The sequence below is a fragment of the Nonomuraea sp. NPDC052116 genome (genome assembly GCF_040680035.1).
Lineage (GTDB): Bacteria > Actinomycetota > Actinomycetes > Streptosporangiales > Streptosporangiaceae > Nonomuraea > Nonomuraea angiospora_A.
The window spans coordinates 45,189-59,500 of sequence record NZ_JBFAWA010000053.1; the positions used below are offsets into that span (position 1 = coordinate 45,189).

Annotated in this window: 13 protein-coding genes and 2 pseudogenes; 9 read left to right on the forward strand and 6 right to left on the reverse strand. The window is 66.9% G+C overall.

Features of this window, described 5'->3' with window-relative positions; genetic code table 11:
• Window positions 1-338: 338 nt before the first annotated feature.
• Window positions 339-1,043, reverse strand: coding sequence for an integrase core domain-containing protein (locus AB0L65_RS57270; RefSeq protein ID WP_364265156.1), 705 nt, complete (start codon window positions 1,041-1,043; stop codon window positions 339-341).
• A gap of 299 nt (window positions 1,044-1,342) precedes the next feature.
• On the opposite strand from AB0L65_RS57270, the gene AB0L65_RS57275 reads away from it, so the two are divergent.
• Window positions 1,343-1,888: a transposase gene (locus tag AB0L65_RS57275; protein ID WP_364265158.1), complete on the forward strand. Its 546-nt coding sequence runs from the start codon at window positions 1,343-1,345 to the stop codon at window positions 1,886-1,888.
• A gap of 129 nt (window positions 1,889-2,017) precedes the next feature.
• Here the strand turns inward: AB0L65_RS57275 and AB0L65_RS57280 are convergent, their stop codons facing one another.
• Genes AB0L65_RS57280 through AB0L65_RS57290 form a run of 3 tightly spaced genes read right to left on the reverse strand, consistent with a single transcriptional unit; the run spans window position 2,018 to window position 4,437 of the window.
• Window positions 2,018-3,085: a LacI family DNA-binding transcriptional regulator gene (locus AB0L65_RS57280; RefSeq protein ID WP_364265160.1), complete on the reverse strand. Its 1,068-nt coding sequence runs from the start codon at window positions 3,083-3,085 to the stop codon at window positions 2,018-2,020.
• Between the two features lie 49 nt (window positions 3,086-3,134).
• Window positions 3,135-3,470 carry a hypothetical protein gene (locus AB0L65_RS57285; protein WP_357753017.1) on the reverse strand — a complete coding sequence of 112 codons (336 nt, stop codon included), beginning with the start codon at window positions 3,468-3,470 and terminating at the stop codon, window positions 3,135-3,137.
• A 4-nt stretch (window positions 3,471-3,474) separates the two neighbouring features.
• Window positions 3,475-4,437, reverse strand: a complete 963-nt coding sequence (locus tag AB0L65_RS57290; RefSeq protein ID WP_364265162.1) for a DUF6772 family protein — start codon at window positions 4,435-4,437, stop codon at window positions 3,475-3,477.
• A gap of 514 nt (window positions 4,438-4,951) precedes the next feature.
• Between AB0L65_RS57290 and nikB the strand changes: the two genes are divergently transcribed.
• The 8 genes from nikB to AB0L65_RS57330 all read left to right on the forward strand — a co-directional run bounded on the left by nikB (window position 4,952) and on the right by AB0L65_RS57330 (window position 13,068).
• Window positions 4,952-5,875 carry a nickel ABC transporter permease gene (gene nikB, locus AB0L65_RS57295; protein ID WP_364265164.1) on the forward strand — a complete coding sequence of 308 codons (924 nt, stop codon included), beginning with the start codon at window positions 4,952-4,954 and terminating at the stop codon, window positions 5,873-5,875.
• A gap of 80 nt (window positions 5,876-5,955) precedes the next feature.
• Entirely contained in the window at window positions 5,956-6,807 is an 852-nt protein-coding gene (locus AB0L65_RS57300) for an ABC transporter permease (RefSeq protein ID WP_364265166.1), read from the forward strand.
• Entirely contained in the window at window positions 6,807-7,811 is a 1,005-nt protein-coding gene (locus AB0L65_RS57305) for an ABC transporter ATP-binding protein (RefSeq protein WP_364265168.1), read from the forward strand. Before AB0L65_RS57300 ends, AB0L65_RS57305 begins: the two co-directional genes overlap by 1 nt.
• Complete coding sequence (locus AB0L65_RS57310) at window positions 7,795-8,808, forward strand: dipeptide ABC transporter ATP-binding protein (RefSeq protein WP_364265170.1); 1,014 nt, start codon at window positions 7,795-7,797, stop codon at window positions 8,806-8,808. Before AB0L65_RS57305 ends, AB0L65_RS57310 begins: the two co-directional genes overlap by 17 nt.
• Window positions 8,805-9,455, forward strand: a complete 651-nt coding sequence (locus AB0L65_RS57315) for a histidine phosphatase family protein (protein ID WP_364265172.1) — start codon at window positions 8,805-8,807, stop codon at window positions 9,453-9,455. The genes AB0L65_RS57310 and AB0L65_RS57315 overlap by 4 nt, the downstream gene beginning before the upstream one ends.
• A gap of 15 nt (window positions 9,456-9,470) precedes the next feature.
• Entirely contained in the window at window positions 9,471-10,295 is an 825-nt protein-coding gene (locus AB0L65_RS57320) for a hypothetical protein (protein ID WP_364265174.1), read from the forward strand.
• Window positions 10,292-11,803 carry an ABC transporter substrate-binding protein gene (locus AB0L65_RS57325; RefSeq protein WP_364265176.1) on the forward strand — a complete coding sequence of 504 codons (1,512 nt, stop codon included), beginning with the start codon at window positions 10,292-10,294 and terminating at the stop codon, window positions 11,801-11,803. Before AB0L65_RS57320 ends, AB0L65_RS57325 begins: the two co-directional genes overlap by 4 nt.
• A gap of 101 nt (window positions 11,804-11,904) precedes the next feature.
• Window positions 11,905-13,068, forward strand: coding sequence for a phospholipase D-like domain-containing protein (locus AB0L65_RS57330; protein ID WP_364265178.1), 1,164 nt, complete (start codon window positions 11,905-11,907; stop codon window positions 13,066-13,068).
• A 77-nt stretch (window positions 13,069-13,145) separates the two neighbouring features.
• Here the strand turns inward: AB0L65_RS57330 and AB0L65_RS57335 are convergent.
• A pseudogene (locus AB0L65_RS57335) lies at window positions 13,146-13,386 on the reverse strand (integrase core domain-containing protein); the annotation flags it as partial.
• Window positions 13,387-13,480: 94 nt separating this feature from the next.
• A pseudogene (locus tag AB0L65_RS57340) lies at window positions 13,481-14,245 on the reverse strand (helix-turn-helix domain-containing protein); the annotation flags it as partial.
• Window positions 14,246-14,312 lie beyond the last annotated feature (67 nt).

Below are 14,312 nucleotides of genomic sequence, written 5' to 3' on the forward strand. Positions count from 1 at the left end.
GTGCGGCCCCCGCGATCGTAGGGGCCGCGGCTCGATGGCGCGATCTGCGGGGGCCGACGCCAGACCACGCGCAGGCGCCGAGGGAGGTACACCCCCAAAATCCGGAACGTCGGCTTGCCGCATCAGGTCTCGTGATCAGGGCACGAGCAAGTTGATCACGACGCCGATCGGGATCGACACTGCGACGCTGCGCCTGCCGAAAATTCCATCCATGCAGGTCAAGCGGCGTGTGAGTACTCATGGAGGATGTCGGCGAGCCGGTCTCGTCGGCGTATGTTCAGGCCGGTGATTCGCTCTGGATCCGTGATCGGATCGGGGACGGTGCGCAGCGGAGCCGCTTAACCCAGGGCTTGATGGGCTCGGTGCTGGTTGTAGAACCGTTCGTACTCGCGCAGAGCGTGCCGCAGGTGACGTTCGTTCCATACCAGGCAGCGGTCGAGGAGTTCGCGGCGGCACGATTGCACCCACCGCTCCATGACCGAGTTCATCCGCGGCATCCGGACACCGGTGAGCACCGTCTTGATGCCGGCCTCGGTAAGGACCTCGTCCATGAGGGCCGGGAACTTCCCGTCCCTGTCTCGGAGCAGAAAGCGCGCCCGGCAGCCCGCATCGTTCAGATCCATCAGCAGATTCCTGATCGCCTGGGCGACCCAGGTCGCGCTCGGGTGCGCGGTGGTGCCGAGCACACGGACGCGCCTGGTGGCGTGTTCGATGACGGCCAGGACGTACTGGCGCTGCCCGTTCAAGGTGATGGTCTCGATGAAATCACAGGCCAGCAGGGCGTCGGCTTGCGAGCGCAGGAAGTCGGCCCAGCTGGTGGACGCCCGGTCGGGCGCCGGATCAAGACCTGTCTGCTTGAGGATCTCCCACACCATGGAGGGTGCCACCTTGATGCCCAGCGTGGTGAGCTCTCCGTGGACCCGCCGGTAGCCCCAGGTCGGGTTCTCCCGAACCAGGCGCAGGACGAGAGTGCGGATGGAGCGGACCGTGGGCGGGCGCCTACGTCGCTTCGGCCGGCAGGTAGGGGCATGACGACGTCTCATCAGATTGCGGTGCCGGCGCAGGACGGTGTCCGGTTGGACGAGAAGCCGTAGCCGACGTAGGACCTCGCGGGGCAGCGAGGTCAGGAGCGCGGCAAGAAAGGCTCGGTCCTCGGGTGCGAATCTCACTCTGGTGTTGTCAGCGCCGAGTAGGCGTTCAAGGACGGTGATCTGGTGACGCAGAGCAAGTATCTCGACGTCCTTGTCCCGATCACCCATGGGCAGTAACCGCAGTGCGGCGAAGGTGTTCGTGACGGTGAGGTAGGCCAGGCGAAGGAGCACGGCCGATTATCGCGCCGCACTTGGTTCGTCTCCTGGATGGCTGGAGTTCGCGCCGCTACCGGATACGACCGGGCCGCGTTCGCCATCGACTGGAACGCCAAGCAGGCCACCTGCCCCCAAGGACAGACCAGCAGTTCCTGGACCCCCACCATTCAACGCGGCCTGGACACCATCGTGGTCAGATTCTCCGCGAAGACCTGCGTGCCCTGCCCTGCCCTGCCAGGACCGCATGCACCCGCAGTAGCAGCGGCCGACGCCAGATCACCCTGCGCCGCACCCAAGCCCAGCAACAAGCTCTCGACGCCGCCCGCACCCAGCAGACCAGCCAAGACTGGCAGCGCAAGTACAAGATCCGCGCCGGAGTCGAAGGCACCATCCGGCAAGCCATCGCCATCACCGGCATCCGCCGAGCCCGTTACCGCGGACTCCGCAAAGTCCATCTCGAACACGTCATCGCAGCCACCGCGCTCAACCTCACCCGACTCGACGCCTGGTGGAACGGCCACCCTCTCGATCGCACTCGAATCAGCCACCTCGCCCGCCTCGACCACGCTCTCACCGCCTGATTCCGAGTTAGCCAGCAGGGTCACGGGCCGTAACAAGCCCCTCTCTCAGAAGGCGGCCAACCGCTCCCACGCCCGGCTACGCGGCACCTGGATGTGGTGAAGCGTTTCCAGCGACCGGGCAGGCTTGGTTCAGACCAGGGTCCTGGCGAAGGTGGTGCGATTGGTCGACTCCCGCTCCACCAGCGTGGGTGCGATCAACTGCTTCAGCGGGCGGTCGCTCCGGCCTCCGGATATCTCCTCGAGCAGCAGGTCGACCGCGATGTCGCCGACTTCCTCTGCGGGCAGCCGGACAGTGGTCAGCGGTGGTGACAGGAACGCGGAGAAGGGGTAATCGCCGAAACCGATCACCATCATGTCGTCCGGCACCTTGAGCCCGTGCTCCTCCAGGGCGCGGTACAGGCCGAGCGCGAAGTAGTCGTTGCCGACCACGACCGCGTCCGGCAGCCTGGTGCGGCGCAACAGCCGGTGCGCCACCTGGTAGGCCTGCTGTGGCTGCCAGGGCAGGGCGGCCTGCTCGTGTCGGCGGGTGGGCACCCGCATGATGCTGCCGCGCGGCACGGACAGGCCTGCCTCGGCCATGGCCCGGCGGAAGCCGGCGATCCGGTCGGCGATGGTGGTGATCGGCAGGTCCTCCTCCAGCACCACGATCGAGCGGGCGCCACGGGAGATCGCGTGCGCGGTGGCGCGGTAGCCGCCGAGCTCGTTGTCGGTGCCGACGGAGCGGTAACCCAGATCAGGCAGGTCCCGGTTGAGCAGCACGGTGGGCACACCGACCGTGCCGAGCCGCCGCCACGGATCGGAACTCGCCTGAACCGGGACGACTATCGATCCGCTCACCGAGGATCGCAGCAGCGACTCCACGGCGCGCGTCTCGTACTCCTCCGATTCGCCGGTCACCGTCAGCAACAGTGAATAACCATGGTTCCGGGCGCGCAACTCAATGCTGGAGATCAGCTGCGCGTAGAACGGGTTGGACGGGTTGGTGATGACCAAGCCGAAGGTCATCGCGGAGCCCAGGACAAGCGACCTGGCCACCGAATTCGGCACGTAGCCGACCCGCTCCGCCTCGGCGCGGACCAGCGCCCTGGTCCTCTCGCCGATGCCGTCCTTTCCAGAGAGGGCACGCGAGACAGTGTTGACCGACAGGTTCAACGTCGCGGCGATGTCCCGCAAGGTATGGCGCCGAGGCCCAGCCATCCGAGTGCTCCTCTCTCGCTCGCTCCCGGTAACACCTTGTGGCCGCTCCTCAGCTCTTGACAGTGAGATAGATACGCAGTTTCGCTGACGGACTATTGCCCGCCACTGTGCCACGCAACCGCAGCCATTGGCCGAACTGGCCGACCGGCCAGGTCACCAGACCGGGGCCTGTGACGACATGCTCGTGGCCGTCGAGATCGCACCAGGTCAGGCCGTCCGGCGAGATCTGCGTGACCAGCCGTACCGCGAGGTCGTCGCCGGACGCCGCAAGGGTGTGCACGAAGAAGCGCGCCTCGCCGGCCCACGCCACCTCGTACGGTTCCGTAGCGAAGTCGGAAACGAACGTCGTGTCCCGTTCGAGGACCGCCGTCTGCACCTGTCGCATAACGTCACCACTCCGTGGAAATGAGAACCGAATCGAGGAACAGGAAGTTACGGACCGTCGAGTGGGTCCGCACCGAGAAGTAGAAGTTCAGCAGATTCTCCAGCGAGTCGTAGCGCTCCTTGTACGGCGGGACCGGTACCGCGGACATGTCCATGATCCGATCGTTGACCTGTAGCTCGACGTTACGCCTGGCGCCCGTGTCGATGACCCAGCGCAGGTAGTGCCAGTTGACCTTCGTGGGCACCTCGTTGTAGCAGAGTTCCTGGGGCTCGCCGAACGGATGCCAGTCCTTCGGGTCGGGTGCGGTGAAGTCGGCCCCGTAGGCCAGCTTGACCTTGCCCTCGAGGTGCTCACGCGGCGTCGGTTCCGGCACGATCGGGTACACCCACTGCCGGGACAGCTTGTTGTCCAGCGTGGTGTTCAGGTAGCGGGCCACCGTGTGGTAACGCAGACCGCCGTCGCCGCAGAGGTCGGTCGCCACGGTGAAGCAGCCGAACTGCGCCTCTGACGGGTGCAGGTTGCCGTCCCAGGTGACGTCTCCGAACTGGTCACCCGCGCTGCCGTCGATGGTCGCCTCGGCCTTGAAGGTGAAGTAGGCCTCGATCTGCAGCAGGCCGCGCCCGCTCATGGTGAGCCGCCGGATGGCGGTGGCGGTGTGCCCCTGGTAGGCCCGGGTGGCCAGCTTGAGCGCATACGACCCGGTCATGGCGCCATGGGAACCGATATCGAAGAACGAGCAGTTCGAGAGCTGCGGCGGGCGGAAGTCACGCATGTGATCATCAACCGTGGAGAGATCGCCATTGCCGTTGTAATTGCCCAGCAGCTCGGTCCAGCCGTGGGTGCCGGAGTTGAAGTCGTCGTAGGTCAGAATACGCCGAAGCGGCGAAAATTTCGACAACCTCGGGTCTGCCGACAAAATGGCAGAGCGAATTTCGGCGGCCAGGTCGGGCCGCTCCATCGTGGTCATGCCGAATGCTCCTGAAAAGGGTTTAGGCAATGCCGATTGGCGAATGTCTACGCCGGGCTGATTGGCCGGAGTATGTCATACGATCGCGACCGAACATTAACGTTAATGTTCAGCGACTGTCAACCCTCGGGTAGCTGCCACCGTCGGGCCCGGGCGTCGAGGCGTACCGTTCCGGCATGCTGTTTTCACTGGTCAGGCGCACTGAAGTCACATCGGCCCGGCAGGAGATGTCGGCCAGACCCTTGACGATCAGGGCCCGCCGACCTAGCATCAGCCGGGCAATCGAATTAACGTTAATGTTCCAGGCAGTTAACACGTCGCTCCGTCAACGGCCGACGGCTCGCCTTCGCCTGCGGATCACCTCCAAGACCGGCCGGCTCGGATGCCGGCCCGTCTCAACCCCAATCCCCCAGAACCAAGCCGTCACCGCCAGACGCTTACGGCGTCATGGCTCAACCTGGAGTTGCCTGTCGATGCTGAAACGGGCTGCCGACCGACAGCGATCGGACCGGCCATGACCGCGTATCTCTTCCGCCGCACGCTGTTCGCCGTCTTCGTGTTGTGGGGCGCCGTAACCGTTGTGTTCCTGGTGCTCCGATTGGTTCCCGGCGATCCGGCCCAGCTCATTCTCGGCTCCGATGCCACCCAGGATGAGATCGCGCGGCTGCGCGAGCAGATGGGCCTGAACCGCCCGCTGGTGGTGCAGTACGGGATCTATCTCGGCGATGTGGTCCGGTTTGATTTCGGCGATTCCTACCGCTACCACAGTGACGCCATGGGCCTGGTGATGGGCAGGTTCCCGCTCACCCTTCAGCTCGCCGTCGTGGCGATGGTCATCGGCCTGGTGCTCGGGATCTCACTCGGCGTGGTCGGCGCGCTGCGGGTGAACCGCCTGGCCGACCGCGTGGTCTCGGTGTTCGCGCTGCTCTCGCAGTCCATGCCGTCGTTCTGGATCGGGATCATGTTCATCCTGGTGTTCGCCAGGCAACTGCACTGGCTGGCCAGTGGAGGCCATGGTGGATTCGACCGGCTGGTCCTGCCGGGGATCACCCTCGCCCTGCCGCTGATCGCGATCCTGATCCGGCTGACCCGTAGCGGCCTGCTCGACGTCGTGCATGAGAACTACATCCAGACTGCGCGGGCCAAGGGCCTGTCCGAGCGGTTGGTCATCTTCCTGCACGCCATCCGCAACGCGCTCATCCCGATCGTGACGGTGGCCGGTCTCGAGTTCGGCAAGCTGCTCGGCGGCGCGGTCATCGTCGAGACGGTCTTCTCCTGGCCCGGCGTCGGGCGGCTGCTCATCGACTCCATCTCGGCCCGTGACTACAACGTGGTGCAGGCCGCGATCCTGCTGATCGCCTGCGGTTTCGTCCTGATCAACCTGGTCGTGGACGTCCTGTACGGCTACCTCGACCCGCGCATTCGGCTGGGACGGTGACCATGGACAGGCCAACTGAGCAAGTGCTGCCACGGAACGACAGCAAAGCGGCCGACAACCCGACGCCCAGCGACCCCCCAGTGGCAGCCAGGACACGGGTCAAGATCGGGCGGCTGCGCATCATCGCCTCGTTGTCGGTGATCGCCCTTTACGTGGTCGCCGCGGTGATCGGGCCGATCCTGCTGAAGTACGACCCGGTCGCCACCGACCTCGGCTCCCGGCTGAAGCCGCCCGGCACCTTGTTGCCGAGCGGGCACACCGCCATCTTCGGTACCGACCAGGTCGGTCAGGACGTGCTCGCCCAGATGCTGCAGGGCGCGCGGGTGTCGATAACGGTCGGTTTGGCGACCCTGGTGCTGGCCGGTGTCATCGGCGTCGCCGCCGGCATCGCCGCCGGGTACTTCGGCGGCTGGCTGGACACGGTGCTCATGCGGCTGGCGGACGTCCAGCTCACCTTCCCATCGATCCTGCTGGCCATCTTCATCGCGTCGATCCTCGGGCCCAGCGTGGTGAACGTCGTCATCGTCCTTTCCATCTCCAACTGGGTGACGTTCGCCCGGGTCACCCGCAGCCAGGTGCTCGGGCTCAAGAACCGGGACTTCGTCGACGCCACCCGTACCCTCGGCGCGCGGACCTGGCACCTGGTGACCCGCAGCATCCTGCCATCCGTGATCGCGCCGATCCTGGTGGTCGCGACCGTGGAGCTGGGGCACGTGATCCTGGCCGAGGCGTCCTTGAGCTTCCTCGGCCTCGGCACCCCGGCCAGCACGCCGAGCTGGGGCATGACCATCGCCAACGGCCGGGACTACCTGTCCAACGCGTGGTGGATCTCCACGATCCCCGGCATCGGCCTGGCCATCCTGGTGATCGGCTTCGGCGTGCTGGGTGACGCGCTGCGCGACCGGTTCGATCCGCGGCTGAGGAGCATGTGATGGCCGACCCACTGTTGTCGGTGCAGGACCTGACGGTACGGTTCCGCACCCGGGCGGGGACCGTCACCGCCGTCGACCGGGTGAGCTTCGACCTGGCCGAAGGGGAGACCCTGGCCATATTGGGCGAGACCGGCAGTGGCAAGAGCGTCACCGCCCAGGCCCTGATGGGGCTGCTTCCGCGACCGGCGGGACAGGTGGCCGGCGGCCGGATCGTCTATGACGGCACGGATCTGCTGGCCCGCCCGCGGTCCGACACCCGCCGGCTCAACGGGACCGACCTGGCCATGGTGTTCCAGGACCCGCTCAGCTCCCTCAACCCAGTGTTCCGGGTCGGCGCGCAAATCGGCGAATTGTTCCGGCGCCGTCGTGGCGCCTCCCGCTCCGAGGCGCGACGTAAGGCGATCGAGCTGATGGACCGGGTGGGTATCCCGGCGGCCGCGCGCAGGGTCGACGACTATCCCCACCAGTTCTCCGGCGGCATGCGGCAGCGGGTGATGATCGCGATGGCGATCGCCCTTCAGCCCCGTGTGCTCATCGCCGACGAACCCACCACCGCCCTGGACGTCACGGTCCAGGCACAGGTCATGGCGTTGCTCGCCGAACTCAAGGCGGAACACCGCATGGCGATGATCCTCATCAGCCACGACCTCGGTGTGGTGGCCGGCGTCGCCGACCGGGTCATGCTCATGTATGCCGGCCGGGTGGTGGAGACCGGCGGGCTGCGCGAGGTCTACGAAACGACCGGGCATCCGTACACCCGCGGCCTGATGGCCTCGATCCCGGCGCTGGACGGCCCGCGCGAACGGCTGGTGCCCATCAAGGGTTCGCCGCCGGACCTCATGCGGCTGCTCGCGAGTTGCCCGTTCCAGCCCCGGTGCGAGTTCGCCACCGACATCTGCGGCACCGAGCGGCCGGAGCTCATGCCGGTACCCGCCCGGCCCGAGTCGCATCGCGCCGCCTGCCACCACGCGAAGGAGGTCGCCACCGATGTCGTCCCCGGCTGACCCGCTGCTGTCGGTAAGAGACCTGCACACCAGCTTCCCGATCCGCTCCACCCTGCTGCGGCGCAAGGCGGGCGCCGTCCAGGCCGTCTCGGGCGTCTCGTTCGACCTGCCCGCGGGCCGGACGCTGGGCCTGGTCGGCGAGTCGGGCTCGGGCAAGACGACGCTGGCGCGAACCGTCATCGGCCTGGCACCGCCGGAGTCCGGCCAAGTGCTCTTCGACGGCCAGGACCTGCTGACCCTGCCGGGCGCCGACCTGCGGCAGGCGCGCCGGCAGATCCAGATGGTCTTCCAGGATCCGTACGCGTCGCTGAATCCCCGGCTCACCGTCGAACAGATCATCAGCGAGGCCTGGCTCATCAACCCCGGTGTGGTGCCCCGCGACCGGTGGGCCACCGAGGTGAGGGACCTGCTGGCCAGGGTCGGGCTGAACCCGGATCATGCCGACCGGTACCCGCACCAGTTCTCCGGCGGACAGCGCCAGCGCGTCGGCATCGCCCGGGCCCTGGCGCTCCGGCCGCGGCTGGTGATCTGCGACGAGGCGGTGTCGGCACTGGACGTCTCGGTGCAGGCTCAGGTCCTGAACCTGCTCGCCGACCTGCAGGTGGAACTGGGCCTCAGCTTCCTGTTCATCGCCCACGACCTGTCCGTGGTGCGGCACATCAGTGACGAGGTGGCGGTGATGTACCTCGGGAAGGTCGTGGAGATGGGGACGACGGAGCAGATATTCACCGCGCCGGTGCACCCGTACACGCAGGCGTTGTTGTCCGCGGTGCCGGTGCCCCGCCCCTGGGCCTCGCCACAACGGCGGCAGATCATCCTCGCCGGCGACATTCCGTCGCCCATGTCGCCGCCGTCCGGCTGCCGGTTCCGTACCCGGTGCTGGAAGGCACAGGATCGGTGCGCCACGGAGGAGCCTGCGCTCGCCGATCGGCTGGGCGATCACTCTTCCGCATGTCACTTCCCCGAGTTGCCGGCCACTCCGGCAGGTTCGAAATGAGCGGCCGGACCCGCCTGGTCCTCGTCCGCCACGGCGAATCGGTGTGGAACGTCGAGGAGCGCTACCAGGGACAGGCCGACTCAGGGCTCACCGCCGCCGGTCTCGAGCAGGCCGAGGTGGCCGCGGCCGAGCTCCTGGCCCGCTTCGGAACGCCCGATCTGGTCGTCTCGAGCGATCTGCCGCGGGCCAGGGATACGGCGAACGCGTACCTGCGCCACCTTGACCTCGATGCCAGGCTGGATGCCCGGTTACGCGAGGCCGACATCGGCACCTGGGTCGGCCGGACCTTCACCGAGATCGCCGAGGAGCACCCGGATGATCTCGCGGCGGTCGGTCGCGGGGTCGATGTGCGGCGCGGCGGGGGCGAGACGTTCGCCGAGATGCGCCGGCGGGTATGGGCGGCGCTCGTCGATGCCGGGAACATGGCGGCCGGCGGCGCGACCGTCGTCGTGTTCACCCACGGTGGCCCGATCCGGGTGGCCGCCGCCGCCGCGCTGCGCCTGCCGTCGCCCGGTCACCTCAGCTTCGCCCCGCCGGTGAACGCCTCGTTGACGGTCATCGGCTACGCGGGCGGACAGCAGAACAACTCGGTGGTCGAGTACAACTCGCCGACCGCACGGGCCGCGGACGCCGCGCGCACCGACTGAATCGAGAGGACCAGCATGCTGACCGGATCGTTCACTTTCGTGGTGATGACCTACAACCTGTGGGGTGACTGGCATCTGGAGCAGCGAGAGCCGGCGATCCGTGACCTGTTCTCCACCCGGCCACCCGATCTCCTGGCGACCCAGGAACTTCGTCCCCGCTCGCGCGCGGTGGTGGACGAGGCGCTGCCCGGACACGCACGGGTGCACGACGACTTCCTCGGATGGGGAGCGCAGAGCAATCTGTGGTGGCGGCGGGAACTGTTCGATCTCGTGGAGTACGGGACACGAGACGTCGGCATCCTCGATGCCAACGCCAGGTTGTTCTGGGTGCGGCTGCAGCCCAGGGCCGGCGAGGCACGGCCGCTGGTGTTCTCCACCGCACACCTGACGTGGCCCGGCCACGCACAGGAGCGGGAGGATGGCCGCAATCTGCGAACCGGACAGGCGGAGCGGGTGGTCACGGCGCTGGATGAAATCGCCGGCGACGCGGCCTGCCTGTTCACGGTGGACATCAACGACATCGGGCAGCCGTTGTGGGCGCTCGGCAACGGCGGCTTTCTCGATTCGTTCACCGCGTTGGGACGCACGTCGCCGGTCACCCACCCCGTGGAGCCACTGCCGTTCGTCGCCGACCGCGGAACGCGCCTCTCTCCGCTGGGGTCCCCGTCCAAGGCCATCGACTGGATCTTCTCCCGAGGCCCGATCGCCACCCGGGCCAGCGAGGTCGTCGAGTTCTTCTCGGCAGGGAACGCCCCGTCGGACCACAAGCCCGTCGCGGCGACCTTCACCCTGCCATCGGCCGCGGCATCAGCTAAAACCAATCAAGGAGAGAGGCAATGATCGCACGATCCCGGGCCATAGGCGGCCTCGCCGCAGTCGCCCTTGTGATGGGCCTCGCGGCCTGCGGCGGCTCCGGCGGCTCGGCCGGCTCCGATACCGAGGGCCAGGTGCTGCGCTACGCGCCACAGCTGTTCCCCGTATCGCTTGATGTCCAGCAGTTCCCTGCGGAAGAGGCCGTCCAGACCACCGTCCAGCAGGGGCTTGAGACGCTCACTGTCATGAAGGACGGCCAGGCGGCCCCGAAGCTGGCCACGTCATGGGAGAGCACCGACGAGAAGACGTGGGTGTTCCACCTCCGCGACGGGGTGACCTTCAGCGATGGGAGCGCTTTCACCGCCAAGGACGTCAAGGGGTCCGTGGAGCGGCTGAAGAGTCTCAAGGGGGCGCTGGACCCGTTGCTCGCCTCCGTCACCGGCATTGACGCCACCGACGACCACACGGTGACGTTCCACACCTCGGCGCCGCTGGGCACCCTGCCCAGCACCCTGTCCCTGGTGTTCATCGGCCAGGGCGACAAGGTCACCAGCGATGCGTACTGGCAGAAGCCGATCGGCACCGGACCGTTCAAGTTCGACTCGTTCAGCCCCGACGACAGAGTGGTGCTCAGCCGCAACGACAAATACTGGGGCACCAAGGCCAAGGTGGCGAAGCTCGAGGTCCTCAACATGCCGGAGATCTCCGCCCGGATCACCGCGCTGAACAACGACGAGGTGGACGTGCTCGCGTCGATCCCGCCGGACCAGGTGGCCGAGGTGTCCGGCGTGGATGGAATCAAGTACGGGGTCGGCCCGAGCTTCAACTACTACTTCATCTGGTTCAACCAGAACAACAAGCCGTTCGACAATGTCAAGGTACGCCAGGCCATGTTGCATGCGATCGACATCAAGAGCGTCGTCGGCGACCTGTTCGGAGACCTCGGTACAGCGGCCCAGTCGCCGGTCACCCAGGCGGTCTTCGGGTCGACCCAGCTGGAGCCGTACTCCTACGATCCGGCTCTGGCAAAGCAACTGCTCACCGAGGCCGGATATCCCAACGGCATCGACACCACGATCCAGTGGCCGCTGGCAGGTGGGCCGAACATCAAGGCCATGGCGCAGGCGTTCATCTCGTCCTGGGAAAAGGTCGGCATCAAGGTGGCGCCGCAGGAGAAGGAGCGGGCGACCTGGCTCAAGGACTTCGGCGCGCTGAACTGGGACATGAACCTGCAGACCAACACCACCGGCACCGGCGACGCCGACTTCACTCTGAACCGGCTCTACACCTGTGCAGCGAAGCGGATGGGCTACTGCAACAAGGATCTGGACTCGATCCTGGCCAAGGCGCGCGGGTCGCTGGACCAGAACGAGCGCAAGACGCTGTACGCGCAGGCCGACAAGATCATCTGGGATGACGCGGTCGGCATCTTCCCGGTGGATCTGAAGAACAACTACGCCGTCCGTGACAACGTCAAGGGATTGGAGATGCCGGTCAACGGGCGGCCGGACTTCTGGCAAGTGTCCGTCGGATAGCTGCTGGAGCCGTTCATCCAACCCCCTTTTTTTTTGCAGGAGACACTCCATTGCCTCGAATCCGTTCCCTCCGCCCTGTCGTACTTGTCGGTCTTGCCGCCTTGGCCACCTTGTATGGGACGCCCACTGCTCAGGCCGCCCTCACGGAGCCCGCCCGCAGCGCCTGCCGTAACGCCACCAAGGTGCCGGTCGAGACCGGCGCCACCTTCAACGACCCTGTCGCCGGCGCCCCGACCACGGTCGTGGAACGGATCTGCTCGCTGATCAAGCAGGCCCCGGCCGGGTCGTCGATCGAGATCGCCGAGTTCGTCGTCTCAGGCGATGCCGGCGCCGATTACGCGGCGGTGCTGCTCGACGCGTACCACCGTGGCGTCCGGATACGCATGGTCATGGACGGCTATCAGATCGACAACCCAGCTGCCGAGGGGCTGATCCGCACCCTCGGCACCGACAAGTCGGCCCCCTCATGGGTGCACGTTTGCAGCCACATGAGCCCGGAAGGGAACACCACCTCCTGCCAGGGCACCAAGGGCATGCACAACAAGTTCTCGCTCTACTCGGAGACCGGCGGTCAGCACGACGTCGTCGTACAGGCCTCGAACAACATCACCGACGTCAACTCCACCAGCTACTGGAACAACCTGGTCGTGCTGCCCGGCAACCGTAAGCTCTTCGAGGGATACGGAAAGTACTTCGACGACCTCGCCGCCGAGGTGCAGAACCCCGACTACGACACCACCGTCACCACCGGCATGCGGGGTGGCCAGGTCACCGCCCAGTTCTATCCGGTCGCCGACCGAGACCCGATCGCTCGGCGACTCAGCCAGGTCGGCTGCAAGACCGAGGGCCGCACCCGGGTCGAGATCGGCCAATCCGAGTGGGACGCCACCCGCCTCGCGATCGTCGACGAGCTCGCGGCGCTGGTGGCCGCGGGATGCCAGGTACGCGTCGTGCACGGTCTGGCTAACAACGCGGTCACCGCCGCGCTGGACGCCGGCGGCGTGCAGCGACGGGTGCTCGACGGCTCGACCCCGGCCGGCCGCATCCACTCCAAGTACATCGTGGTCACCGACCCAACCGGCCGCGGTTCCGGGCAGGGCTGGGTGATGACCGGCAGTCACAACTTCAACGCCACCTCGCTGCTACGCAACGACGAGGCGATGGTCGAACTCTCCGAGCACGGCATCGTCGAGGCGTACGGCGTCAACTTCGCACGGCTGTGGGAAGTCGGCGCGGTCGCGGGAAGCAGTAGAGAACGAGGATGACCAACGGCACCGGCACGAAGCCGGCGCCGTTCCTGAGGGGCCACGAAGATCCCGGACAGCCGTCTTATGGGCGTAGCCTATGCGGCTGTTGGGGTTGAAAGGGACTCGTTGAGTACCTCCAGGGGTGGCCGGTAGCCGAGCGCCGAGTGCAGGCGCCGGTGGTGACAACCCTTCGATGTAGCGGATGACCTGCCGTCTTGCCTTGGCTCGGGTGGTGAAGACGAAGCGGTGCAGCCATTCGTTCTTGAGCGCGGCGAAGAACGACTCGGCCATCGCGTTGTCGTAGCAGACCCCGGTGCGGCCGACCGAGCGGCGGATGTCCAGGCCGGTCAGGAAGCGGCCGAACCCGGCGCTGGTGTAGTTCTTGGATTCAAGTAGTCGTCGCAACACTGCTAGTGGATGGGTGGATCGTGGCGCGGATGGATTTCAGCGCGGCCCAGGTGGGGCCGATGCCCTTACGTGCCCGGTTAACGCCCCACAGCAGGTCGTCGCCGACGGAGTAGCAGCCGTGGAAGTAGGTGACGCCCTGGGTGCGGCGGTAGGTGGCCGGCAGCCGGTCCGGCTTACCCGCGGGTGCCCAGCCGGATCCGGCGGTGGGCCGGATGCCCAAGGGTCCGAACTCGTCGAAGGCGAAGGTGCGTTCGGGCCGATGGGTCAGGGCGTACTCGATGTCGTCCAGCTTGGCGTCGAAGTCGGGGTCGGGTGAGTCCTTCCAGGTCTTGGTGCGCTGGAAGGTGATCCCGCGGCGCGTCAGCAGGGTGCGTAACGCCTCGCGGCCGATGGTGAAGGCGCGGCCGGGCAGGCGGCGCAGGTAGTCGAGCAGTTTGCGGATGGACCAGCGGGTGAAGGGCTGGCCGAGTTTGGCAGGTCGGGTGGTGGCCGTCGCGGCGACGAAGTCTTCGTCGTCAGGACTCAGCAGGCGGGGACGGCCTCCCGCCCACTGAGGGTCCAGGCATGCCAGCCCGATCTCGTTGAAGCGATGGATCACATCGCGCACGGTGTCCTCATCGGCCTGCACCAGCCGGGCGATGACCGGGACGGTGTTGCCGCCGGCCGAGGCCAGCAGGATCATCGCCCGCCGATAGCGCACTGTGCTCGTCGTGCCGCGCCGCACGATCCGCTGGAGCTTCTGCCCTTCTGGGTCCGTGAGCCTGCGGACCTTGACCGGTTGCGTCACCTGGCCTCCCGACTACCGATCGAACGTGATCAGCACCATCCAACCGGCAGGACCGTCTTACGCGCCA

Coding starts and splice junctions, on each gene's coding strand:
- AB0L65_RS57305 (WP_364265168.1), top strand. CDS start 6,807: ATGGCCGACCCACTGTTGTCGGTGCAGGACCTGACGGTACGGTTCCGC.
- AB0L65_RS57325 (WP_364265176.1), top strand. CDS start 10,292: ATGATCGCACGATCCCGGGCCATAGGCGGCCTCGCCGCAGTCGCCCTT.
- AB0L65_RS57270 (WP_364265156.1), bottom strand. CDS start 1,043: ATGAGACGTCGTCATGCCCCTACCTGCCGGCCGAAGCGACGTAGGCGC.
- AB0L65_RS57285 (WP_357753017.1), bottom strand. CDS start 3,470: ATGCGACAGGTGCAGACGGCGGTCCTCGAACGGGACACGACGTTCGTT.
- AB0L65_RS57310 (WP_364265170.1), top strand. CDS start 7,795: ATGTCGTCCCCGGCTGACCCGCTGCTGTCGGTAAGAGACCTGCACACC.
- AB0L65_RS57280 (WP_364265160.1), bottom strand. CDS start 3,085: ATGGCTGGGCCTCGGCGCCATACCTTGCGGGACATCGCCGCGACGTTG.
- nikB (WP_364265164.1), top strand. CDS start 4,952: ATGACCGCGTATCTCTTCCGCCGCACGCTGTTCGCCGTCTTCGTGTTG.
- AB0L65_RS57320 (WP_364265174.1), top strand. CDS start 9,471: ATGCTGACCGGATCGTTCACTTTCGTGGTGATGACCTACAACCTGTGG.
- AB0L65_RS57290 (WP_364265162.1), bottom strand. CDS start 4,437: ATGACCACGATGGAGCGGCCCGACCTGGCCGCCGAAATTCGCTCTGCC.
- AB0L65_RS57315 (WP_364265172.1), top strand. CDS start 8,805: ATGAGCGGCCGGACCCGCCTGGTCCTCGTCCGCCACGGCGAATCGGTG.